Below are 24090 nucleotides of genomic sequence, written 5' to 3'. Positions count from 1 at the left end.
TATATAGCATGCCTTCAACGGTACGTCTTAGATTGGGCTTGTTATATACGTTAATTTGTCGCAATATAATAAATAGCTTGTGCCAAAGTTCATCGTTGAGCTTGGTGCGAGTCATAAGTGATGCCTTATCTCTTTGTTGTGGTAAACAGTAGAGTAAGGCGTTGCTTATTTTTTTCAATGCTTCCTCAATTCTATACAGCACCTATGCAAAACGAAAATAAGTCAGGTGTTTTTAACTCAAATTGTGGACTGCGATAAATAACAATATAAATAAGTGGTTTAAATATACTACCTTACACAGTTGTAACGCAAGGTATCAATATATTTAATTTGATAGAAAATGTCCCATTTTAATATCCGTATTTTTGAATGTAAGCGCTATTTACAATAGAAAAGTTATGAGATAAAAGCGCCTACCGTAAAATATTTTACTTACTTGTTCTATGATGCGATTTGCTCAGCGTGATGATGTTTTGCTTTAATCAAGTCAGCCATTTTTTCGGCAATCATAATGGTTGGTGCATTGGTATTAGCGCTTATCAAGGTCGGCATCACAGACGCATCAATAACGCGTAATCCATTGACGCCGCGCACTTTTAATTCCAAGTCGACCACAGACTTATCATCTGAACCCATACGGCATGTGCCGACTGGATGATAGATGGTGTCTGATTTATTACGGATATAGCCAAGCATGCCGTCTTTTTCGATATAAGGGGCAGGGTAGTCTTCGGTGATATATTTGGCGATGGGTGCTTCTTGCATGATGGCGCGCGTACGCTCAGCGCCTGCTAACATATACTCTACGTCTTTAGGATGGGAGAGGAAGTTGGGATCAATCAATACGCACTCTGAGGGGTCAGCTGACGTAAGCCTAACCGTACCGCGACTTTCAGGGCGCAAGTAGCAGGCGTGACAAGAGATGGCAAAACCGCGCCTAAGGTCACGTCCGTGCTCAATCACCCGCGATATCACAAAATGCAGTTGGGTATTCGGCCACTCTTTTGGGGCGTCACCAACACTAAAAAACGCGCCTGCTTCGGCGTAGTTGGTAGACAGCAATCCTGTGCCATCTTTTCTCCACTGTCGAATGCTTTTGGTCAAGGTTGAGAGCGTTGCCATACCAATACCGATCACATCGGTAGTATTGACCTCGTAATCAAATACCACGTCTAAATGGTCTTGTAGATTACCGCCAACCTCGGGCGCATCGACCAATACATCGATACCGTGCGCCTGCAAGTGCTCGGCAGGACCAATACCAGATAGCATCAAAACTTTCGGCGAACCAAAAGCGCCACCTGACAAAATAATTTCCTGACGTGCCATCACCATATGCTCGACGCCGTCTTTTTCATAAGCGACGCCAACGGCTTGTTTGTCTTCAAAGATGACACGGTTGGCTTGGGCGTGGGTGATAACGGTTAAATTTGGCCGACTTTTTTGTACGGGGTGTAAATAGGCGGCGGCCGCAGAGCAGCGTTGACCTTGTTTTTCACCATGAAAATGGGTGACTTGATATAGTCCTGCGCCGTCTTGTTTTTTACCATTAAAGTCTTGATTGTGCTCCAAGCCATTAGCGACAGCCGCTTCTACAAATGCTTTTGAGATTTCACGCGGGCTTAATAAATTACTGACGTGCAAAGGGCCGCTATCGCCATGCAGTTCATCCGCGCCGTGGACATTGTTTTCAGCTTTAATAAAGTAAGGTAGCACATCGTCAAAGCCCCAACCCTCACAGCCTTGCTCAACCCAGCGCTCATAATCAAGCGCGCTGCCGCGAGTATAGATCATTGCATTAATAGCGGATGAACCACCCAAGCATTGACCACGTGGTTGAAAGCCGCGGCGATTATTAAGATGCGTTTGCGGCGTAGTATGAAAGCACCAATTGTTTGATTTTAGCGGTTTGCCTGGTACTAAAAGGATTAAACCTGCCGGTACGCGAATCGCAAGGTCTTTGCCTTCACCGCCGTACTCTAATAGGCAGACACTGATATCTGGATTTTCTGTCAGACGGCTGGCAAGGACGCAGCCTGCAGAACCGCCGCCCACGATGACGTAGTCAAATTTTGGATCAACTTCCATGTTATCTTCCTTATAGCATCCATGCTTATTAAAACGCACTCATTAAAGCGAGCTTCTAAAATCGCTTCCGTCTTACAGTATCTATTATTTTGGTTAAATAATGCAATAAAAATGACCAAGTGGTATTTGGCAAAATTGTATTGCTCAAAGTGTTATGAAAAAATCAATGTCCAATAAGACATAAAATGCGCTGATATGAGACTGATAGCTTCTTGTGAATAAAGTAGTAGTTTACACCGCACATACTTCTGAACGGACGATAAAGCGCTTACCTTCAGGTATCTCAAGCGAAAAACTGGCCCCGCGTCCATCGACCACATCGATGGTTAAATCCGTATGTTGCCAAAGTTTATGCTGCGCTTTACCCATATAAAAGGGACAGCCAGCGAGCTCACCGATGAGCACGTCTTGGCCGCCCACTTTAAACTCGCCCAATGGATAACACATCGGTGAGCTACCATCGCAGCAGCCGCCTGATTGATGGAACATCAGCTCGCCATGTTTAGATTTGAGTAATTCGATTAATGCTTTGCAGGATTCTGTCGCTTCAAGTTTCATGTCATGCTCCTTATCTTCAAAATTATCACGGAATTACTGTCATGCTGATTACGAATATAAGCTGAGGGCGAATATAAAAGGCCGCATCATCATCACTCACATCATTAATAGCATGTGGCTGAAAACGATACGACCTGTTATTTGTGACCAAACGTCGTAATTATCGAGATAATTTCTAAAAAATAAAAATGTCGCAATTAATTGACCTGTCTACATAGAGTAGTCAATGACGATGCGACCTTCAATTTTACCATCGCGCATACGGTCAAAAATGTCATTGATATTCTCAAGCGGCTCAGCAGCTACGGTCGCTTTTACTTTACCTTCCGCCGCCATATCTAACGACTCTTGCAAGTCTAGACGGGTACCAACGATTGAGCCACGAATGGTAATACCGTTTAGAACGGTATCAAAGATAGAGACAGGGAAGTCGCCCGTTGGTAGACCATTACAGACCAAAGTACCACCGCGTCGTAACATGCCTAAGGCTTGGTCAAATGCTTTAGACGATACTGCTGTCACGAGCGCACCATGAGCACCGCCGATTTCTGTTTGTAGATATTCGGCAGGGTCGGTGTTTTTTGCGTTGACCGTGACTTTTGCGCCCAGTCTTTTAGCAAAATCGAGCTTTTCATCATCTATATCAACAGCAGCAACGTTCAGTCCCATAGCAATAGCGTACTGTACCGCCATGTGACCAAGTCCGCCGATTCCTGAAATAACGACCCAATCACCTGGTTTGGTGTCAGTCATTTTCAGACCTTTATAAACAGTGACTCCTGCACATAAAACTGGTGCAATCTCAACAGAGTCAACGTTCTCAGGGATAATGCCGACATAGTTTGCATCTGCTAGGACGTATTCTGCAAAACTACCATTTACTGAGTAGCCAGAGTTCTTTTGACTTAGGCACAAGGTTTCCCAGCCACCTAAACAATGGGTACAGTGACCACAGGCAGAGTAGAGCCAAGGCACACCAACTCTATCGCCCTCTTTGACATGATGAACGTTATCACCCACAGCAGTGATAAGACCTACGCCTTCGTGTCCCGGGATAAATGGTGGGCTTGGTTTTACAGGCCAATCCCCTTCGACAGCGTGCAGGTCAGTATGACAAACACCTGAAGCCTGCATTTTAACCACAATCTGACCAGCACCGGGGGTCGGAATATCTACTTCTTCAATCTGTAAGGGTTGTCCGAATTCATGTAAAACGGCCGCTTTCATCTTATTAGTCACGTTACAACTCCTTGTCATCGTTCTTTGTATTAAGATGCTCAACAAGCATCAAGGTCGCACTTTACAGTTTTGCCATAAAGTGCTTTGAGAGACAGCTTTAAAAGAAGCCCATTTTTTTAGGACTATAAGACACCAGCATGTTTTTGGTTTGCTGATAGTGATCGAGCATCATCAGATGGTTTTCGCGACCGATACCAGACTGCTTGTAGCCACCAAACGCTGAATGCGAAGGATAGACATGATAGCAGTTGGTCCATACGCGACCAGCTTGGATGCCACGTCCGAAACGATAGGCCTTATGTACACTACGTGTCCAGATGCCAGCGCCTAGACCATATAATGTATCATTGGCAATGCTCATGGCTTCTTCGTCGTCTTTAAAGGTTGTGACGGCGAGTACAGGTCCAAAGATTTCTTCTTGGAACACGCGCATGTCATTGGTACCCTCAAAGATAGTCGGCTGCACATAGTAGCCATCTCCCAAATCTCCCTCATGTTTGGCTCGTTCGCCGCCAACCAATACTTTGGCGCCTTCTTTTTTACCAATATCAAGATAAGAGAGGATTTTCTCTAACTGATCTGAGCTGGCTTGCGCACCAATCATGGTATCGGTATCTAGTGGGTTGCCCATTTTAATCGCTTCGACACGGGCGATACAGCGTTTAATAAACTCATCATAAATGCTTTCATGAACCAGAGCACGCGATGGGCAAGTACAAACTTCGCCTTGGTTTAGTGCAAACATCACTAGACCTTCAACTGCTTTGTCCAAGAAATCATCGTCTTCATCCATGATATCGGCAAAGAAAATATTTGGACTCTTACCACCCAGCTCTAGGGTAACTGGAATGATGTTTTCACTGGCGTACTGCATGATTAGGCGACCAGTAGTCGTCTCACCAGTAAAGGCAACTTTATTGATACGTGGATTGGAGGCAAGCGGCTTACCAGCTTCAACTCCGAAACCGTTGACCACGTTGAGGACACCTTTTGGTAAGATATCAGCAATCCCGATCGTCTCTAGCATAAATAGGATAGAGGCAGGCGTTTGCTCTGCAGGCTTGAGTACTATACAGTTACCAGCAGCAAGCGCAGGGGCTAGCTTCCATACTGCCATGAGGATCGGAAAGTTCCATGGGATAATTTGGCCGACGACACCAAGTGGCTCATGGAAGTGATAAGCAACCGTGTCATCATCAATTTGACTGATGCCGCCTTCTTGTGCACGAATGGCACTGGCAAAATAGCGAAAGTGATCGACAGCTAATGGAATGTCTGCTGCTAGGGTTTCACGTACAGGCTTGCCGTTTTCATACGTTTCGGCAATGGCGATGGCTTCTAAATTGGCTTCCATCTTATCTGCAATTTTGAGCAGTAGATTGGCACGTTCAGCGACACTGGTTTTGCCCCAAGCGTCTTTGGCAGCATGAGCAGCGTCTAAGGCTTTTTCAATATCCGCTTCTTTTGAACGGGCGACTTGGCAGATGACTTTACCGTCAATGGGGCTGGTGTTGTCAAAGTATTCTCCATCGGCTGGTGCGACCCACTCACCATTGATAAAGTTGTCATATTTTTCGCGGAATTGGACGGGGCTGTTTTCTGTATTGGGATAGGCGTGTAGCATTAACGACTCCTTGTTGGGTATTATGGTGGTGTAAACATAATGACTTGACCTTCCTGGCCAAGTTATCTTTCTATCCTACTGAGCTTTTCGACAGAGCGATAATGACTTTTTATAGTGATATATTTTGTATCGTATAACTTTAAGTTATTAGCAGCTTAACGGTGAAAAAGGTTCGCAAAGCTGGTGTAGCTGTTATAATCATGGCAGCTATTTTTTATGCTCTTTTTCTTATTACTATTTATTTAATTGGTTTAGATATATGCGTCAATCTTCTGCTCTTGATATTTTAAAAACGGGTCAAAATGTATTTTTGACTGGCTCAGCAGGTTCAGGTAAGACCTATACACTCAACCAATATATCGATTATCTACGCGCACGCCGTGTCCCAGTTGCTGTGACTGCTAGTACGGGTATCGCGGCGACACACATGAACGGCACGACTATCCATAGTTGGTCGGGTATAGGCATCAAAGACGAGTTGTCTGATCGTGATTTGACCAATTTATCGCGTAAGCAGTTTTTAGCAGACAGATTAAAAGACACGGCGGTATTGATCATCGATGAGATTTCCATGCTGCATGCCAAGCAGCTTAACCTAGTCAACCAAGTGCTCAAGCATGTGCGAAAAAACGATGCTGCATTTGGTGGTATACAAGTGGTGGTTGCAGGGGACTTTTTTCAGTTACCACCGATTGGAAGTAAAGGCGAGACCAACCGTGAAAAGTTTGCCTTTATGAGTGAAGCGTGGCTCGATGCCAAATTTCATATTTGCTATCTATCTGAGCAACATCGACAAGTGAGCGAAGCAGCAAATGGCGGGCTTGATTTAGACGATATTCTCAATCAAATTCGCCGTCAAGAAGTGAGCTTTGAAGCCATTGCTGCTTTAGAAGCCACCTTTGATCAAAACGTCGATATCAAGCGTACCCGTCTTTATACCCATAATCTCAACGTTAATAAAATCAATGATAAAGAGCTGGCCGCCTTAGATGGGGATATGATGCGTTTTGAGGCCACCTCGACTGGCGATAGTAAATTGGTTGAGACCCTCAAAAAAACGGTACGCACTCAAGACGATTTGGTATTAAAGGTCGGTGCTAAGGTGATGTTTATCAAAAACAACAGCGAGCTTGGTGTCTCTAACGGCACGATGGGTGAGCTGATTGGTTTTGCTGCGGTAAAAATTGACGATAGTAAAGATACGAGCGATGATTTGATTGAAGATACTGCGCAAGATGCTATTGCTAAGAATACGAAAAACAAAGCCAAAAAAGATAAAGAAAGTAAGGAAAAACCAAAAGATGAAAAACCAACCACGCAAAAAATGCCTGTAGTTCGACTAAACTCAGGTCGTGAAGTCATCGCTGAGCCTGAAGAATGGATCATCGAAGACGAAACCGGCGACGTGCTGGCAAGCTACTTACAAGTGCCGCTGTGTTTGGCTTGGGCCATTACTATTCATAAATCGCAAGGCATGACCCTTGAGGCGGCCGAGATTGATTTATCGCGCACTTTTGAGCTTGGGCAAGGTTATGTGGCATTGTCACGCTTAAAGTCGCTGGCAGGTTTGCAATTGCTCGGTATGAATGACATGAGCTTGCAGCTTGACCCGCTGGCACGCGGCGCCGATAAACGCTTTTTGGCACTGTCAGAGGAAGCGGATGCCAATTATGCCATGCTTGATGAAGAAAGTATGAGGCAGGCGCATGAGAAATTTATTCTAAAATCAGGCGGCACGCTTAGCAAGTCGGTGATTGAAGCGTATGCCAATTTGCAGAAAAAACGCCGCGAGCAACAGCAAGCGCAGATAGATAAAAAACAGAAACTTGGTAATCAAGTTTCTGATAAATCGGACAGCACCTTGCTGGCGACGCGAATTTTATTAGAAGAGAGTTTATCGATTGCCGAGATTTCGCAGGCGCGGCAGCTGTCGCAATCGACCATTATGCGCCATATTGCAGAATTAAAATCGCAAGATCCAAGTTTGGCGTGTGATCATCTGCGCCCAGACGATGAAGTGATGACGGCGGTTGGCAACGCTTATGTGGCCATTAAGGTCGCCAATAACCCTAATGACTTTAACGATGATGGCAGTGTTAAGCTGCGTCCAATTTTTGAGCATCTAAAACAAGCGGTTGATTACAATACCATTCGTTTGGCATTAATTTTTATTACGCCGTAGCATCCAATCGGTGAGAAAAAATCTCTAAAGATAGACCGTCATTATGCTGATAATATTCAATGTAGCGCGCCACTCTTTTTATATCTCTTTATAGCGATACCCTTTTATGTCTGACGTTATACCTGATTTTTCTAGCGCAACTTACCAATTGAACGCCGAACCTAGAGTGGCGCTTACGCATGCGACAGGCGAGCATACGCAGCCCTTGAGGATTGCTATCAATGGCTTTGGCCGTATTGGACGTAATGTACTGCGTGCCTTGTTAGAGCGCTTTGAGGTGTTGGGGCACGCTATCCATGTAGTGGCGATTAATGATTTGGCATCGGCTGATATCTTATTGCATTTGTTAAAATTCGATAGTACTCATGGTCGCTTAAGCCGACTTGGCGTCAGTGCAGAGGTTTTAGACGATAAAAACAATACTCAGCTGTGTTTGACTAAGAATAATCTGACCTACTGCATCAAAATGCTCTCAGAAGCTGACCCAAAAAACCTACCATGGCGCACGCTTGGTATCGATGTAATGCTAGAGTGTACGGGGCATTTTCGCTCTTATGAGCAGGCGCATCAGCATATCGAAGCGGGTGCACAGCAAGTCATTATTGGTGCTGCGCCCTTTGATAATGTCGATGCTTGTATTGTCATGGGCGTCAATACCGCTGAGCTCACACGCAAGCTGCCGATTATCTCGAGCGTTTCTTGTACCACGCAGGCCTTAGTACCGCTGATTGATACGCTTGATAAGGCATTTGGCGTTAGGTCGGCTATGATGACCGAGATTCATGCTGTGACTGCTGACCAAACAGTGCTCGATCAAGCGCACCGAGACCCAAGACGCGCACGCGCCTCTGGTTATAATATTATTCCGACCACCTCAAGTAGTATTGCTGCGACAGAACGGGTATTGCCTGCGATGGTAGGGAAGATAAACGGTCACTCGATACGCGTACCGACCATTGATGTGGCGGCGATTGATGTGACGTTTGTCTTTGATACGCCGGATGTCAGCGTCGATGCGATACGAGAAAAGTTAAGAGCTGCTAGCCTTGGTGATTTGATAAATATCATGGCGTATACTGATGAGCCGCTCGTTTCCAGTGACTTTATCCATCAGCCAGAATCGCTGATTATCGATGGGCAGCAATTGATGCAAGTGGGCGAGCAATATAAAGTGTTTGCCTGGTACGACAATGAATGGGGCTATGCCAACAGGCTGCTTGATATGTGCTTGCACCTCGCTTTAAGTAAATAACCTGGTTTGCAGTAAATGTTTTAAAAAAAGCACGGGGTAAAAAATTTTGGCGCACGCTAAGTCATTGATTTAAAACTGGCTGTAAATTAATTTCATTTTTTTAATATGAAGCGCTTGCATTATACGATGATATCTATATAATGATGCACCAATGGAGACGTGGCAGAGCGGTTGAATGCACCGGTCTTGAAAACCGGCAAGGGTTCATAGCCCTTCGAGAGTTCGAATCTCTCCGTCTCCGCCAAATTCGAAAAAGCCCCAATCAGTTATTGATTGGGGCTTTTTTTATGTTTGCATAAATGTGGTTTTTAAAAGCCTTAGTGACCGCTTCATAGCAGCCTTACGTTAAAACTGATACCGTGCCGTGCGACTGGGATGGGTTTTTCGCAGCCTCTGCGCTAGCAGCAAGCAAGGAAAATTTATACCAGTCGCACATCGTTATGCTCCTATCGATTTTGTTTTGAATGGACTATATGAACTCTCTATTATTTCGCCAGCGTTTGCTCAAACTCTACTTCTTGCCCATCCATTAATACCAGTTTGCCTTCGCTAATCTCAATGTGTATGTCCGTATGATTTTTAATCGCGCGCATGACATTGATATCTTCAATACTGCTTTCGATGATGATTTTGCCAGACTGTTCAGGTTCGATTGGTGGCTGGAACTGGGTCAACGGTACATTAAAGCTTTTACTTTTGGTCAAATTGGCCTCTTGCATGGTGAGCTTACCCTTAAAACTTTTAATCGCTACCTTACCGTGGTTTGACAGCATAAACTGTAGTTTTACTTGGTTTAAACTGTCGCTATCGCTGGTTCTGACGGGGAGTAAAGCGACAGGGTAATTTTGTGCTTTGGCAGTATGCACTTGCGGACTGGTGACAATCGGGCTTTTTTTGCCAGTAGGATTATTTGGATGCAAGCGCTCATATTCACGCTGCTGGATAAGGGCTTGCTTGATGGTGATACGTGGCATCGCTCCGGACTCATACGCGCCGCTGAGCTTCATACGTAGCATATAGCGGCTCAAGAGCTGTCTGTCAGCCTCAGGCAACCGCTCAAACGTATCGCCAAGCTTTTTTTGCCATTGGTCAGAGTTGGTTGGTATGGTCTGCCTGCTTGGATCTGCTGGCGGCTGCATGCAACCATTGATAACTGGCAACATCGCTACAGTAAATGCCAATAACATAACCTTTTTAATATAGCGTGCACGGCCTGCGTGTTTATATAAACCAGTCATCATATGCCTCCTTCTCAACCCATACAGATACTAATAACTTTTAGACCAATATAGCGCTTATCAATATAGCGCTTATGATAATTTTGTATGTATGTTTATCGCTAATGGGTATTCAATGTTATTAAGCGCATTGAGAAGGGCATATTTTACGTAGCCAGTTTAAATTAAATAGCAAAAAAAAGACCAAGCGCCGTTAAGCAAACTTAGTCTTTTTTTGTATGTATGATAAGCCAAATGCTACTCTTTATCCTGCAGCTCAGACAGCGGGTGGGTGGTAGTATTATTATGCGTGACCACAATCGCCTCATCAATGATACGTTGGCTGACCCCACGCTTACGTAGGCTTTCAATAAACACTTCATCATGCGCCAAGGTATAATCTTGATGGTCGCGATCCAATCCTTGACGGATATAAAGACGAATCAGACCTTGGATACGTTTAAAGCCCAGCTCTGCTGAGGTAGACTCTAATAATCTAATCATCTCTTCAGACAAGCGAATACTGATCGGACGCGTGATTTTTTGCGGATGATCAGAGAATTTATTTTTTATACGAACAGGTATCATAATAAACCATTACTTTTAGTGAGTAGGAATAAAACACTCAGACAAAAACGAACTTGGTCACAGCTCTTCTTACCATACAATAAAAATCGCCAAAAGAACACCGTCGCCGTATGAATATTGTGTTGGTGAATAAGGTAAGCTATTAAGGATTAAATAGCGACCATAAAAAACCTCCATCAAATATTTGATGAAGGTTTTTTAGAATATGGCTCTCCAACCTGGGCTCGAACCAGGGACACACGGATTAACAGTCCGTTGCTCTACCAACTGAGCTATTGGAGAATAAGTTGTGATAACGGTTGATTAAACAAGTTTTACAAAGCCTTTGGTAGGTGCGATTGCTTATCTTGTTTGCGTTATGTGGGGCACATTTTAGCCAAGTAGTTCTGGGCTGTCAACCTTATTAGGCGATAAATAATAAATATAATTATAAATAGGATAAAATTGTGGGTGTTTCTTGTTAAAGCGGCGCCTTTATTGACGGTGACGATGATTGCTGCTGCTAAAATGTGTATAAAAATTAATTTTTCTTAATATTATAACAACTTACTTTATTCCTTAGTTTGATAAGACTATCTATTTGAAACTAAAGAAAAACCTTATATTACTTTAACCCTTAAAATCTTTATTTCATGCACCCATATAAACCTATAAAATAGCCATCCGAGCGTTCTTATCGTTTTATTTAACTGACTGTTTCTAATTCAATACTTTCTACCAATATAAGTGCCCTAAATATGAGCCCAACCATGATTGCTTACGGTTACCTTGCCATCGCTATTGTCTGCGAAGTTATTGGCACTACCTTTTTGGTCAAGTCAGAGCAGTTTACGCGCTTTGTGCCCACGCTTATTATGGCGGTGCTTTATGCTATTTCGTTCTACTTATTAACCCAAACCATAAAAACCATCCCTATCGGTATTGCTTATGCCTTATGGGGCGGGCTTGGTATCGTATTGACTTCACTGGTAGGACTGTTCTTTTTTAAGCAAACGCTTGATACCGCAGCGATTATCGGCATTGCGATGATTGTTGGTGGGGTAGTGGTGATGAATTTATTGTCTAATTCGGTGGCACATTAAGTAAACAGGCATTAGTAATCGTTAAACATTAAGACGTCAAGGACAAACACATTGACCACATTAAAATATATCGCGCATTACTCTGAGCAAATTCAAAGCCAAGCGGCGACGCTGATTAGCACGGGCAGACTGGGTGAGTATTTGGATAAAAAATATCCAAACCGTCATCAAGTACAAAGCGATAAAGCGCTATATCAATATAGTAATGACATTAAAAATCAGTATATGCGTAAGAGCAGTCCGCTGTCGCAGGTGTCTTATAACAGTAAACTTGCGGTGCTCAACCAGGCACTTGGCATTCATACCTATCAATCGCGCGTCCAAGGCAGTAAGCTAAAATCACATAATAGCATCACGGTAGCCAGCCTATTTAAGGAAGCGCCGCCTGAGTTTTTGCGTATGATCGTGGTGCATGAGTTGGCGCATTTTAAGGAGCAAGAGCATAACAAGGCCTTTTATCAGCTTTGCTGTCATATGGAGCCAAACTATCATCAATATGAGCTTGATACTCGTTTATGGTTGCATTGGCGCGAGTGCTAATCTATCGTGATGAAATAAAAGCTAACAATAATGCTAATCAATAAAATAGTAACAGGGCTAAGGACGATGAATAAAGCCGCTGTTTTAAGAGTAAGGTAGTCTATGAGTCAGTCAGCGCCGCAGTCCATGGCTAAAGGTAAAAAAGCCTGGCTCATTCCTGTACTGTGTTTGATCGCGGGTGGTGGATTGATCGGTATTTCTACCAATCTAGCCAAATTTGCCGGCGAGGTCGGTCTGACGCCGCTAGCATTTCTGTTTTGGTCTATTACGGGTGCGGCGTTTATTTTATTTAGTTATGCGTTGTTACGCCGCGAGCTGCCGCCGTTAAGTAAATCAACCTTGAGCTATTATTTGGTTGCGGCGTTGGTGAGTGTGGCAGGCTCCAATCTCATTTTCTTCTCCGCTATTCCGCATGTCGGCGCCAGTTTTGTCGCCTTGATTATTTCTCTGCCGCCGCTCCTAACTTATCTGGCCGCTATCATCCTAAGAATAGAGCGCTTTACCAAGCTGCGCGCGCTTGGCGTGGTCGCGGCACTTGTCGGCGCCGGGGTGCTCGCCGCCCGTAAATTCGCTGCGCCCGATGCCAGTGTGTTTTGGATTGGGCTAGCGCTTTGTGGTCCGGTGTTATTGGCAATTGGTAATATTTATCGCACCTTATATTGGCCTGATAATCTCTCTCCGAGCGCGCTGGCACCGGGTATGCTGATAGCCGCATCCGTGCTACTTGGTTTGTTTAGCATTTTACCTAATTATTCTCTTGCCGTTCCGCTAGCTGAGATGTTGCCGTTAGGGTTGATTGCAGTGCAGGCGTTCGTTTTCGCTGGTCAGTTTTTACTGTTATTTTTACTGCAAAAAACGGGCGGCCCAGTATTACTAAGCTTATTAGGTTCGGTTGGGGCGGTCGTCGGTGTGCCTGTCGCTATCTTTTTGCAGGGAGAAAGTCCGCCAGAAGGGTTGTTTTTGGGTGCATCCTTGATAGCGCTTGGTGTCGTGTTGGTTACCTATGGCGGGGTAAAAATGGCGGCATCAAACCAGCAGACTCGATAAAGGGTGGGCTTGCGGCTAAAAGGGGTAAAAAGTAGATAAACCGTTAAGTTTTTTAGGATTGAAAGATTAGGTTTAAATGTCCGCCGTCTTTGTCATACGATTGAGCATGGCTGCTAAGCGCGCATTGTTATTGGCAATATATTTATCGCCAAGCGTTATTATCTCAGTAGGTGATTGTACGGTTTTAGGATAGTTAATTAGTCCTTTTTGAATGGCATTGTCGCCATTTGCTACCATCTTAACGATGCTTTCTTTGGTGACTTCAAAATGACACTGCCAAGCCATGACCCAAGTGCCAAGCGCTTTTTGCTGCGGCGTTTGATAAAGAAAGCCTTGATTAGGCCATGCTGCTGATGTCGCTAACGGAATCGCTCCTTGTGGATATTCAAACCCATCGCCATGCCAATGAAAGACCGTAAACGCCTGCTTTGGTAAGTCCTGTAGTAAAGGATGCGCCTGAGCGTCTTTAGTCAACTGAATGGGTAACCAGCCGATTTCTTTTACGCCTGCCGGCTTTACGCTCGCCCCTAAGCAATGCGCAATAAGCTGTGCACCCAAACACACTCCAATGACGGTTTTTCCGCTATCCATACTTTGCTTAATCAGACGTTTTTCTTCAATTAGCCAAGGATGGTTGTCCTCATCGTGGACACTCATCGGCCCGCCCATCACGATTAACCAGTCAAAACTGTCAAGCGCTGGCAAGGTGTCTTTATTATAAGAACGCGTGTAGGTAATAGTGTGCTGATGATTAACTGCCCAATGCTTAATAAAGCTGAGGTCTTCGTAATCTGTGTGAAATAAAGCATGAATGCGTAAGGTCATCTGATGATCTCGATTAAGAAGTTGTATTTTTATAATATTGACAGTCTATAAGCTATGATCTGTCTTAGATAGTGGAAACTATTTAGAGTACTCTAATTCTCTTAAGTGTTTCATTATAAAGCGTAAAATTAGCTATTCTTATAATAACCTAATATTGTGATAGAAAAGGCTTGCAAAGTTTTAAAAACTTGCTAAAATGCATGTCCTAAATAGGCGTATAGCTCAGTTGGTTAGAGCGCTACCTTGACATGGTAGAGGTCGTTGGTTCGAATCCGATTACGCCTACCAGATTCGAAAGCCCCAATCTTTATGATTGGGGCTTTTTTTATGTTTGTAATGCGAGAACTCTAGTGAAGATAAAAAGTTCTTAGTGCTTCGGATATCAAGGTTGATAAGTCGCTTAGCTTCCAACACAACCTTTCTAATCCTTTCTTAAATAATTAATAACTATACTTAATTCTCATAATAACTCTAATTCTTAATGTATATATTATTTGAAAGACGGACAAAGCTTAATGGCTAGGCAACATAGAAATGTTACTATAACTCTTAAAACTAATAACGATAACAGTTATTTAATGCTGATTGTTTGCTAGCAGTCGTTTTTAGTATCTATTTATTTAAAACTAAAATAATTAGGAGCAAAACATGGGCTTATTGGTCGATGGTCAATGGCAAGATAAGTGGTATGACACCGAGGCAAGCAGTGGACGCTTTGTACGCGAAGATGCTGGTTTTAGAAACTGGGTAACAGCGGACGGTAGCGCAGGGCCAACCGGCGTGGGTGGCTTTAAAGCCGAAGCCAATCGCTATCATTTATATGTGTCGCTTGCTTGCCCGTGGGCGCACCGCACCACGATTTATCGCAAGCTCAAAGGCTTGGAAGATATGATTTCGCTGTCTGTCGTGCATCCCTTTATGGGCGATAAAGGTTGGACGTTTGCAGAAGGCGCTGGCGTGATTGCCGATCCGATTGTCAATGCCAGCTATTTGTATGAGGTGTATGTAGCGGCTAAGCCCAACTATACTGGGCGCGTGACCGTACCAATATTATGGGATAAAAAAACCAATACCATCGTTAGTAATGAATCGTCTGAGATTATTCGGATGTTAAATTCTGCTTTTGATGAAGCAGGGGCGACGGACGTTAATTTTTTACCAAAAGCGTTGCTCGCAGAAATCGATACGATTAATGAATTCGTGTATTCAGCGGTGAATAACGGCGTGTATAAAGCAGGGTTTGCCACAACCGAAGCTGCGTACAAAGAAGCGGTAGTGACGCTATTTGACGCGCTTGATACGTTAGAGGCACGTTTGGCTGACCAACGTTACTTGCTCGGTGATACGATTACTGAGGCCGATTGGCGCTTATTTACCACGCTAGTACGGTTCGATGCGGTATATGTTGGGCATTTTAAATGTAATATCCGCCGTATTGTTGATTATCCCAACCTTTGGGGCTATCTGCGTGATTTATATCAGGTGCCCGGTATCGCCGAGACGGTGAATATCGAGCATATCAAGGCGCATTATTATACCAGTCACGCCAACATCAATCCCACGCGTATTATTCCCGTCGGTCCCGTGCTTGATTTTAACGAACCTCATGACCGTGCACGTTTCTAGCTTTTATTGAGCTTTTTAAATTAAGCTAAAAAAAACCGCGCTAGCTTGTATATAAGCTGGCGCGGTTCTTTGTATAAAACGATTTAATTTATATTAAGCGTTATTCAACTGACGAGCCGCTTCTAGGGCAAAATAAGTCAAAATCCCATCAGCGCCTGCACGGCGGAAACCAATCAAGGATTCCAAAATCACCGCATCGGTTAGCCAGCCGTTTTGAATAGCAGCCATATGCATGGCGTATTCACCAGACACTTGATACGCAAAGGTTGGTACGCCAAAGGTGTTTTTAACTTCACGAATTAGGTCTAAGTACGGCTGACCCGGTTTAATCATCACCATATCAGCGCCCTCATTGATATCCATAGCAACTTCGTGCAGCGCTTCGGCGCGGTTGCCAAAGTCCATCTGATATTGCTTTTTATGCCCACCTTTTAAGTTGCCGGCACTCCCAACGGCATCACGGAACGGACCGTAGTAAGCAGAAGCATATTTGGCAGAGTAGGCCATGATAGCGGTGTTGACAAAGCCTTCAGCTTCAAAGGCATCACGCATAGCTTTGATACGCCCATCCATCATATCACTTGGCGAGATGATATCAGCGCCTGCACGGGCATGTACAAGCGCTTGCTTGACCAAGACTTCGACCGTTTCATCATTGACCACATAGCCTGAGTCATCGAGCAGACCGTCTTGACCGTGAGAGGTATAAGGGTCTAGCGCCACATCAGTCATTACCACCATTTCTGGTACGGCATCTTTGACTGCTTTGACGGCGCGCGCGCTTAAGCCATTTTCATCATAAGCCGATTTGCCATCAGGCGTTTTTAATGAATTATCAATGACAGGGAAGATGTCGATAGTGGTAACACCCTCTGCTAATAATTCTTTGGCATAATTAATCAACAGATCAATCGATAGACGCTCAACGCCGGGCATGCTAGCGATTGCTTCACGCTTGTTTTCACCTTCTAATACAAAAACAGGGGCGATAAAATGCTTGGGATGCAGCTCAACTTCACGAATCATCGAACGCACGTTATCGTTATAACGCAAGCGACGTAGACGGGTTTCAGGGAATTGACGGTTAAAAGTATAAGTCATGAGGTTTCCTTATTTGATTTTAAGCATGGTTATCTATCAGCTTTATGGAAACAGCTGTTTTAAGACTGGCTTTTATAAGATTGGTATCATTAAGAGAATAAAAAGGTCGTTGGTATAATGTTGTACGATAACTGGCACTACTATAACCAATAGTGACTATCGAAAGCAAAAAGCCCTACCAAGTCGGTAGGGCTGATTGTAGATATCGACTATCAAGGTGAGGAGAACTTTCCCACAGCCTTTACAGCTACTTAACGCTCATTAATCTGCGTGACCGGTACTTGCTCAACATTGGCCTCTTTCGTAATGGTCTGTTCAGTGACCACGCCGACGGCAGCGTCTGTTTTGCCATCGTTATTGACATCGACAACAGCTGTTGGGTTAAAAGTTGCTTTCTCTATTGGCTGTGCCTGCTTAATTGCTTGCGCTTCTTGTGCAGAAGCCACGCGAGCAGAGCTGACAGCTTCGATAGCATCGGCTGCTTTTGCTTTATTGCTATTGGCCGGTAGATTGACCAATTGCACCAAGTTTTTATGCGGTACAGGAATGACCGTTGGTACATCAAGGTTGGCACCGCCACCTAGCACTTGGTAGAGCTCAACTTGGCTGATAATTTTTTGTAGCTCTAAGTCCAAGATACCTTGCTGCGTTGAGAATAGCGAACGCTGCGCATCGAGTACATCTAGGTAGTTGGCAATACCCGCTTTAAAGCGCGCATCGGCAATCTGATACGTTTGTTCAAAGTTGTCTTGCAGACGGTACTGCGCGGCCAACTGGTCGCCCAATGTCGCGCGTGTCGCTAGGACGTCCGATACTTCACGGAAAGCGGTTTGAATAGAGCGCTCGTAGTTTGCCAGCGTCTGTTCGCGCTCAATTTTCGCCACATCATAATTGGCATCTAAACGGCCCGCATCAAAAATAGGCACGCTAATACTTGGACCAAATGACCAGCCAACCGAACCACTCTTAAATAAATCATCCAAACTGCCACTACTCACACCCACGCTACTGGCTAAGCTAATAGATGGGAAGTAAGAGGCTCGCGCTACTTCGATATTGGCACCAGCGGCTTTTAGACTGTACTCTGCTTCCAATACATCAGGGCGATAGCGCAGCAATTCACTTGGTAAGCCAGCGCTAAATATCTGCTGGCTTGTGATATTGCTGACCGCAGGCGCTGGAATAAGATTGGTTGGAATGGGTCCACCGACCAAAAACTGCAGCGCATTACGCGATCTTAAAATACTGCTTTGCGCCTGTAAAACGGCAAGTCTGGCATTCTCTAGTGACGCACTGGCTTGCAAAGACGGCAGTTTGGGATCTATACCCGCTTCAAAGCGTTTATCAGCGATAAATAGAGACTTCTCACGGCTTTCGACCGTCGCTTCAGCCAGTTTTAACTGCGCAAGGCTATAGCTCAAATTGGCATAGCTTTGAGCGATATTACTAATCAAGCTGATTTGGGTGGTGTCTTTCGCTGCGGTAGTCGCTAAGAAGTTCTGTAACGCCTGCTCTTTTAAGCTGGCGATTTTACCCCAAAAATCTAACTCATAGTTGGCCAAGCCAAGATTGACATTATATGAGCTGTTAGGGTTTTTATCCGTTCTGTTTTGCGCTTGGCGCGTATAACCACCGCTACCATCAATTCTAGGCAGGTCATTGAGATCGGTAATTTGATACTGCGCGCGTGCTTTCTCAATGGCTAAACGCGCACTTTCAAAGTCTTTGTTGTTCTCTAAACCTAACGCAATCAGACCTTTTAAGCGCTCGTCGCTGTAAAACTCCTGCCAGCGCTGCCCAGCGATACTGGCCTGATTGGCGCTGCTGACCGTTTCTTTGTCGAACGCGCCATAGGTTTGCTCGATAGGCACGTTTGGTTCAGCAAGCACAGGGCGCATATCCGCTTTTGGAATGGTGTTACAAGCAGCCATGCTCAGTGCTAAGGCTGTGAGGCCAATGAGGCGACCGCCATTTTTACGCAGTACTGCTAGCGCTGGTTGGGCAGTGGTAGCTATAGAGACTACCGCTGCTGAGTTTAAGGTAAAGTTTTTTTGAGCACTCATTGTATATTATCTCCAAAGCTTGCAGGCTGATAACTATCAGAAGGCATTGGGTCAGAAGGTGTTGGATTTTGCGGACCAGGTGTGCCGTCGTTACCATCATCTCTATCGTTCGGTTTATTATTCTCATATTTGTAAGGGAATAAACTACGTACCCAAATAAAGAACATTGGAATAAAGAAGATACCTAAGATAGTTGCGGTGACAACACCACCTACCACGCTGGTACCAATGGCGTTTTGACTGCCTGAGCCCGGACCTGTGGCGATGAATAATGGCACAACACCAAGTCCAAACGCAAGTGAGGTCATGATAATTGGACGCAGACGTTGACGCGCCGCTATCATAACCGCTTCTTTTAGCGTATTACCTTCTTCTTGATGCTCTTTTGCAAACTCAATAATCAAGATAGCGTTTTTGGCTGATAGACCAACGACCGTTAGTAGACCAACTTGCAAGTAGATATCGTTATTAAAGCCGCGTAGCCAGGTAAATATCACCGCACCTAGCACCCCAAGCGGGATGACCAATAGTACAGAGAAGGGGATAGACCAGCTTTCATATAGAGCGGCGAGACATAAGAATACCACCAAGATCGATAGGGCATAAAGCATCGGCGCTTGGGCACCTGACTTTTGCTCTTCAAGTGACATACCTGTCCACTCGTAGCCGATACCTTCAGGTAGCTTTTGCATCATCGCTTCCATCGAGCTCATCGCCTCACCCGTACTAAGACCAGGGGCGGCGCTACCTTGGATATTCATTGACGGTAAGCTGTTATAACGGGTCAGACGCGGTGAGCCTGATTGCCATTCACTGCTTGAGAACGCATCAAATGGAATCATTTCACCGGCATCATTACGTACATACCATTTGCCGATATCATCAGGATTGGTACGACTGCTTGGCTCGCCTTGGACAAACACGCGCTTAATACGACCACGGTCAACGAAGTCATTGATATAGCTTGAACCCCAAGCGGTAGAAATCACGCTATTAATATTAGCCAATGACAGCCCATAAGCAGCGGCTTGCTCTTGATTGATATTAATTTTTAACTGCGGCGCATCTTCTTGTCCGTTTGGACGCACGCCTGTTACTTGATCGTTTTGCGCAGCCATACCGAGCAGCATATTACGTGCTTCAAGTAAGCCTTCATGGCCGACGTTACCTGTATCTTGAATCATCAAATCAAAACCACTGGCGTTACCTAGTGCGGTAATAGCTGGCGGTACAATCGCAAAGACTTGCGCTTCATTTAATTGGGTAAAGAAATAGCCCATCGCTCGACCAGCGACCGCTTGAGCAGTATTTTCATCGCCGCTTCGCTCCGCCCAGTCTGTCAAACGTACGAAAGCCAGACCCATGTTTTGACCTTGACCGGCGAAACTGAAGCCTGCCACAGAGAACACAGACGCCACGTTGTCTTTTTCTTGGGTTTCATAATAGTTGGTGACTTTTTCTAGTACCGCTTCCGTTTCATCAAGCGTCGCCCCAGCAGGAAGCTGTACTAAGGTAAACATAATACCTTGGTCTTCCTCGGGTAAAAACGAGCCCGGAATACGTAAGAATACCACGGCCATGACGCCGATAATGGCGGCATAACCGATTAAGTATAACCACTTAAATTTAAAGCTTTTACCGACAGAATTTTCATACTTACGGCTGACTTTATAAAAAGAGCGGTTAAACCAACCGAAGAAACCTTTTTGCTCTTCAGTAGATCCTTTCTCGTGGCTCTTACTACGTTTTAGCAAGGTCACACATAGGGCAGGGGTAAAGATAAGCGCCACTAATGCTGACAGTACCATGGCGGTAATCAAGGTAATGGAGAACTGACGATAAATGACACCGGTTGAGCCACCAAAGAAGGCCATCGGTACGAAAACGGCCGATAGAATCAAGGCGATACCGACAACGATTTTACTAATCTCGCCCATCGATTGTATGGTCGCGTCTTTAATGGAAATATGAGGGTCTTCTTCCAAGATACGCTCAACGTTTTCGACGACAACGATGGCGTCATCGACCAGTAGACCGATGGACAATACCAAGGCAAACATGGTTAATACGTTGATACTAAAGCCAGCAATATATAAGACGGCAAAAGTACCTAGTAATACCACGGGTACAGCAAGCGTTGGAATAATGGTCGCGCGCCAGTTCTGTAAGAAAATGAACATGACGATAAAGACTAAAACAATCGCTTCGATTAGTGTTTTGACTACTTGCTCAATAGACAAACGTACAAATGGCGTGGTGTCATAAGGAACAACGGTCGTCAGATTTTTTGGGAAATTCTGTTCAAGCTCCGCCATACGAGCGCCAACGGCTTCACGAGTTTCAAGCGCGTTTGCACCACCCGCCAAAGAAATACCGAGACCAGCGGAACTCTGCCCATTATAAAGCGCAGTCACACTATAGTTTTCACTACCGATTTCAACTTTTGCAACATCACCTAGGCGAACCTTCGCCCCAGAGGTATCGGTTTTTAATAAGATATTTTTAAATTCTTCAGGGGTTTGTAAATAGCTTTGCACGGTAACCGTGGCGTTAATAACCTGTCGATCCGTATCTGCAGGCGCTTGTCCTAATTGGCCAGCAGACACCTGCGCGTTTTGCGCACGTACGGCATTGACCACATCAGCTGGCACCAAGTTATAACTACGTAGCAGCGAAGGATCAAGCCAGATACGCATGGCATAGGCTGAACCAAACACCTGCACTTCACCAACACCTTCGACACGGCTGAGCTGGTCAACGACGTTTGAGTTGATATAGTCAGCAATATCGCTGTTATCCATACTGCCGTCTTCAGAGATAAACCCTTGTACCATTAAAAAGCTACTAGAGGATTTATTGACGTTGACGCCTTGACGCTGTACGGACTCAGGGAGTGAGCTCATCGCGGCTTGCAGTTTGTTCTGTACCTGTACCTGTGCGGTATCAGGATCGGTACCGTTTTCAAAGGTAAGCGTTACAGATGCGCCACCATTTGACGAGCTCGATGATGACATATACATCAAGCCATCAAGCCCTTTCATACGTTGTTCGATAATCTGAACCACTGAATCTTCAACGGTCTGCGCGTTCGCACCAGGATAGCTTGCGCTCACCGAAATGGTTGGCGGTGCAATGCGTGGATACTGCTCAATCGGCAGGTTGATAACCGATATTACCCCGATGAGCATGACCAAAATAGCCATCACCCAAGCAAAAATAGGGCGATCAATAAAAAAACGTGACATAGTATATTCCTAGTCTTCCTATCTTTGAATGGAATTAGTTAGCGGTAGATTCTGCTGGTTTTTTAGCAGAGGTATCTTTACTAGCTGGCTTATCCATCGCTTTTGCAGCTTGCTGCGGCGTTTGAGCAGTTGGCATGCCGGGCTTAGCAGGGGCAGCATTTGGATTTTCTAAAGGTTTGGCGACGACTTCTTGCTCAGGTTTGACTTTTGAGCCACCAATCACCACCACTTTATCCCCTGCTTTTAAGCCATCAGTGACGACCCACTGATCTTTGTAGGTACCATTAATAGTGACAGGACGTACTTGGATTTTGTTATTTTCATCAACGATATAAACTTGCGTTTCGCTTTTCGGTGTCCGCATTACCGCACTTTGTGGCACTAAAGCAGCGTTAGTGATGACGCTTTGAGTCAAGCGCGCACTGACATACATACCCGGCAACAAGATATTATTCTTATTAGGGAATACTGCACGTAAGGTCACAGCACCTGTTGATTCATCAACTTTTGCTTCTGATAATGCCAGCTCGCCACGTACCGGATACGTTGAGCCGTCCTCTAATACCAACTCAACCGAATTCATACCCGCCTGTGCTTTACCAGCAGAAATTTGCTGGCGTAGTTTAAGCAGCTCAGAGGATGACTGGCTGATATCGACATAGATAGGATCTAAGCGCGAGATAGTCACTAAAGGATCTGGTTGTCCGGCGCTAACCAAGGTACCAGCAGTAACGCTAGAGCGGTCAGTACGACCTGCGAGCGGTGCCCGTACGATAGTACGGTTGAGATCTAGTGTACTGGCTTGTAAGTTTGCTTTTGCTGTTTGGATACCAGCTTTAGCACTTTCAATACCTGCTTCTGTTTGCCCAATCGCCGCACGCGCGCTTTCGACTGCTGCTTGTGCGGTGCGAACTTGGGTAACTGCTTGGTCGTATTGCTGCTTTGAGATGGCATCAATTTCGATCAAACCTTGCAAGCGATTTAAGTCATTTTGCGCTTGTGATAATGACGCTTGGCGACTGACCAGCTCAGCTTTGGCATTGGCGTTGTTTGCTAACGCCGTCTGATAATTGGCTTCAGCTTGTTGAATGGCCGCCTGCCCACTGGTGATAGACGTCGCGTAGTTATCGGTATTGATACGGTATAAAGGTTGGTCTTTTTTAACGTTGCTGCCTTCGCGGAACAACACCTCGTCAATAATTCCGTTTACTTGTGGGCGAACGTCGGCGGTTTGGTAAGCGGCGGTACGTCCAGCAAAGGTTTGTACTTGCGGTACGGTATCTAGAGTGACAGTCTGAACGTTGACGACGGCAGGTGGCATCTGCTGCTGCGCCGCTGCCCCAGCTGCGTCCTCATTTTTATCACAGCCGACCAATACAGCGCCAGATAGTACAGATGCTATTACAAGCGCAAGAGTAGAGTGCTTCATCAATGTCCTCGGCAATATAAATATCATATAATAATTACAGTTTAAAAAGTTTATGGATAAATCTTAACGAAGTAAATATGAAACGTAATATGTCTTTACCGCTGTTAGAGTTCATTACTAAATAGATAATATAATAACTAAACACACAACAATCGGCTAAGCAGATTTAAAGTAATGCATGATTATAAACTATAGGGTATACCCCACAGTCAAGACGCAAAAAGGTGCTTATTCACCTTGTAAATGCTTTATATCTCGATAAAATTCTAACAAACATTGATAATACAAGCGTAACGTTCTAAATACTTCGTAAGATTGGTAATGAATACCGTGCCAAAATATTGTTAAATTTTGTTTTTTTAAATACGATTTAAGGATAGTAGC

17 protein-coding genes, 3 tRNA genes and 1 pseudogene are annotated in these 24090 nt (G+C 44.7%); 8 read left to right on the top strand and 13 right to left on the bottom strand.

Annotated features, from left to right (window positions below; genetic code table 11):
- The 5 genes and pseudogenes from JMX70_RS10285 to exaC form a co-directional block, all read right to left on the bottom strand.
- Window positions 1-115: pseudogene (locus JMX70_RS10285) on the bottom strand (IS5/IS1182 family transposase); the annotation flags it as partial.
- Between the two features lie 326 nt (window positions 116-441).
- The gene (locus JMX70_RS10280; protein WP_201591827.1) at window positions 442-2088 is read right to left on the bottom strand and encodes a GMC family oxidoreductase; all 1647 of its coding nucleotides are present in this window, start codon (window positions 2086-2088) and stop codon (window positions 442-444) included.
- 231 nt (window positions 2089-2319) lie between these two features.
- Window positions 2320-2646: a DUF779 domain-containing protein gene (locus JMX70_RS10275; RefSeq protein ID WP_201591825.1), complete on the bottom strand. Its 327-nt coding sequence runs from the start codon at window positions 2644-2646 to the stop codon at window positions 2320-2322.
- A 210-nt stretch (window positions 2647-2856) separates the two neighbouring features.
- Window positions 2857-3885 (bottom strand): alcohol dehydrogenase AdhP, encoded by a 1029-nt coding sequence (gene adhP, locus JMX70_RS10270; protein ID WP_227671240.1) that lies wholly within the window; start codon window positions 3883-3885, stop codon window positions 2857-2859.
- Between the two features lie 97 nt (window positions 3886-3982).
- On the bottom strand, window positions 3983-5509 hold the full coding sequence (gene exaC / locus JMX70_RS10265) for an acetaldehyde dehydrogenase ExaC (RefSeq protein ID WP_201591824.1): 1527 nt from the start codon (window positions 5507-5509) through the stop codon (window positions 3983-3985).
- Between the two features lie 259 nt (window positions 5510-5768).
- Here exaC and JMX70_RS10260 point away from each other — a divergent pair, with 259 nt between their 5' ends.
- The 3 genes from JMX70_RS10260 to JMX70_RS10250 all read left to right on the top strand — a co-directional run bounded on the left by JMX70_RS10260 (window position 5769) and on the right by JMX70_RS10250 (window position 9187).
- Window positions 5769-7691, top strand: coding sequence for an AAA family ATPase (locus tag JMX70_RS10260; RefSeq protein WP_201591822.1), 1923 nt, complete (start codon window positions 5769-5771; stop codon window positions 7689-7691).
- Between the two features lie 118 nt (window positions 7692-7809).
- Window positions 7810-8943 (top strand): type I glyceraldehyde-3-phosphate dehydrogenase, encoded by a 1134-nt coding sequence (locus tag JMX70_RS10255; RefSeq protein ID WP_227671245.1) that lies wholly within the window; start codon window positions 7810-7812, stop codon window positions 8941-8943.
- A 153-nt stretch (window positions 8944-9096) separates the two neighbouring features.
- Window positions 9097-9187 (top strand) — tRNA-Ser (locus JMX70_RS10250).
- A 241-nt stretch (window positions 9188-9428) separates the two neighbouring features.
- Here JMX70_RS10250 and JMX70_RS10245 read toward each other — a convergent pair.
- From JMX70_RS10245 to JMX70_RS10235, 3 genes are all read right to left on the bottom strand, one after another.
- Window positions 9429-10184: a hypothetical protein gene (locus JMX70_RS10245; protein ID WP_227671239.1), complete on the bottom strand. Its 756-nt coding sequence runs from the start codon at window positions 10182-10184 to the stop codon at window positions 9429-9431.
- A gap of 234 nt (window positions 10185-10418) precedes the next feature.
- Window positions 10419-10748 carry a CopG family transcriptional regulator gene (locus JMX70_RS10240; protein ID WP_068408103.1) on the bottom strand — a complete coding sequence of 110 codons (330 nt, stop codon included), beginning with the start codon at window positions 10746-10748 and terminating at the stop codon, window positions 10419-10421.
- Between the two features lie 206 nt (window positions 10749-10954).
- A tRNA-Asn gene (locus JMX70_RS10235) sits at window positions 10955-11030 on the bottom strand.
- 455 nt (window positions 11031-11485) lie between these two features.
- Between JMX70_RS10235 and JMX70_RS10230 the strand changes: the two genes are divergently transcribed.
- From JMX70_RS10230 to JMX70_RS10220, 3 genes are all read left to right on the top strand, one after another.
- Window positions 11486-11830 (top strand): DMT family transporter, encoded by a 345-nt coding sequence (locus tag JMX70_RS10230; protein ID WP_082894398.1) that lies wholly within the window; start codon window positions 11486-11488, stop codon window positions 11828-11830.
- Window positions 11831-11881: 51 nt separating this feature from the next.
- Window positions 11882-12370 carry a M48 metallopeptidase family protein gene (locus JMX70_RS10225; RefSeq protein ID WP_191689769.1) on the top strand — a complete coding sequence of 163 codons (489 nt, stop codon included), beginning with the start codon at window positions 11882-11884 and terminating at the stop codon, window positions 12368-12370.
- 102 nt (window positions 12371-12472) lie between these two features.
- Window positions 12473-13417 carry a DMT family transporter gene (locus tag JMX70_RS10220; protein WP_201591818.1) on the top strand — a complete coding sequence of 315 codons (945 nt, stop codon included), beginning with the start codon at window positions 12473-12475 and terminating at the stop codon, window positions 13415-13417.
- Window positions 13418-13489: 72 nt separating this feature from the next.
- On the opposite strand, the gene JMX70_RS10215 is transcribed toward JMX70_RS10220, so the two are convergent.
- Window positions 13490-14242 carry a type 1 glutamine amidotransferase gene (locus tag JMX70_RS10215; protein ID WP_201591816.1) on the bottom strand — a complete coding sequence of 251 codons (753 nt, stop codon included), beginning with the start codon at window positions 14240-14242 and terminating at the stop codon, window positions 13490-13492.
- Between the two features lie 211 nt (window positions 14243-14453).
- On the opposite strand from JMX70_RS10215, the gene JMX70_RS10210 reads away from it, so the two are divergent.
- A tRNA-Val gene (locus JMX70_RS10210) sits at window positions 14454-14530 on the top strand.
- Between the two features lie 360 nt (window positions 14531-14890).
- A complete protein-coding gene (locus JMX70_RS10205; protein WP_201591813.1) occupies window positions 14891-15868 on the top strand; it encodes a glutathione S-transferase family protein in 978 nt (325 codons plus the stop codon).
- 93 nt (window positions 15869-15961) lie between these two features.
- Here JMX70_RS10205 and hemB read toward each other — a convergent pair whose 3' ends face one another.
- The 4 genes from hemB to JMX70_RS10185 form a co-directional block, all read right to left on the bottom strand.
- Window positions 15962-16969 (bottom strand): porphobilinogen synthase, encoded by a 1008-nt coding sequence (gene hemB, locus JMX70_RS10200; protein WP_068406053.1) that lies wholly within the window; start codon window positions 16967-16969, stop codon window positions 15962-15964.
- Window positions 16970-17220: 251 nt separating this feature from the next.
- Complete coding sequence (locus JMX70_RS10195) at window positions 17221-19032, bottom strand: efflux transporter outer membrane subunit (protein ID WP_201591810.1); 1812 nt, start codon at window positions 19030-19032, stop codon at window positions 17221-17223.
- A complete protein-coding gene (locus tag JMX70_RS10190) occupies window positions 19029-22277 on the bottom strand; it encodes an efflux RND transporter permease subunit (RefSeq protein WP_201591807.1) in 3249 nt (1082 codons plus the stop codon). Before JMX70_RS10190 ends, JMX70_RS10195 begins: the two co-directional genes overlap by 4 nt.
- Before the next feature lie 34 nt (window positions 22278-22311).
- On the bottom strand, window positions 22312-23706 hold the full coding sequence (locus JMX70_RS10185; RefSeq protein ID WP_201591804.1) for an efflux RND transporter periplasmic adaptor subunit: 1395 nt from the start codon (window positions 23704-23706) through the stop codon (window positions 22312-22314).
- Window positions 23707-24090: the final 384 nt, after the last annotated feature.

It is taken from the genome of Psychrobacter pulmonis, from assembly GCF_904846465.1.
GTDB lineage: Bacteria > Pseudomonadota > Gammaproteobacteria > Pseudomonadales > Moraxellaceae > Psychrobacter > Psychrobacter faecalis.
This window is presented reverse-complemented; position numbering and strand designations above follow the sequence as displayed.

Coding starts and splice junctions, on each gene's coding strand:
- JMX70_RS10185 (WP_201591804.1), bottom strand. CDS start 23,706: ATGAAGCACTCTACTCTTGCGCTTGTAATAGCATCTGTACTATCTGGC.
- JMX70_RS10245 (WP_227671239.1), bottom strand. CDS start 10,184: ATGATGACTGGTTTATATAAACACGCAGGCCGTGCACGCTATATTAAA.
- JMX70_RS10205 (WP_201591813.1), top strand. CDS start 14,891: ATGGGCTTATTGGTCGATGGTCAATGGCAAGATAAGTGGTATGACACC.
- JMX70_RS10280 (WP_201591827.1), bottom strand. CDS start 2,088: ATGGAAGTTGATCCAAAATTTGACTACGTCATCGTGGGCGGCGGTTCT.
- JMX70_RS10190 (WP_201591807.1), bottom strand. CDS start 22,277: ATGTCACGTTTTTTTATTGATCGCCCTATTTTTGCTTGGGTGATGGCT.
- JMX70_RS10220 (WP_201591818.1), top strand. CDS start 12,473: ATGAGTCAGTCAGCGCCGCAGTCCATGGCTAAAGGTAAAAAAGCCTGG.
- exaC (WP_201591824.1), bottom strand. CDS start 5,509: ATGCTACACGCCTATCCCAATACAGAAAACAGCCCCGTCCAATTCCGC.
- JMX70_RS10215 (WP_201591816.1), bottom strand. CDS start 14,242: ATGACCTTACGCATTCATGCTTTATTTCACACAGATTACGAAGACCTC.
- JMX70_RS10260 (WP_201591822.1), top strand. CDS start 5,769: ATGCGTCAATCTTCTGCTCTTGATATTTTAAAAACGGGTCAAAATGTA.
- JMX70_RS10230 (WP_082894398.1), top strand. CDS start 11,486: ATGAGCCCAACCATGATTGCTTACGGTTACCTTGCCATCGCTATTGTC.
- hemB (WP_068406053.1), bottom strand. CDS start 16,969: ATGACTTATACTTTTAACCGTCAATTCCCTGAAACCCGTCTACGTCGC.
- JMX70_RS10240 (WP_068408103.1), bottom strand. CDS start 10,748: ATGATACCTGTTCGTATAAAAAATAAATTCTCTGATCATCCGCAAAAA.
- JMX70_RS10275 (WP_201591825.1), bottom strand. CDS start 2,646: ATGAAACTTGAAGCGACAGAATCCTGCAAAGCATTAATCGAATTACTC.
- JMX70_RS10195 (WP_201591810.1), bottom strand. CDS start 19,032: ATGAGTGCTCAAAAAAACTTTACCTTAAACTCAGCAGCGGTAGTCTCT.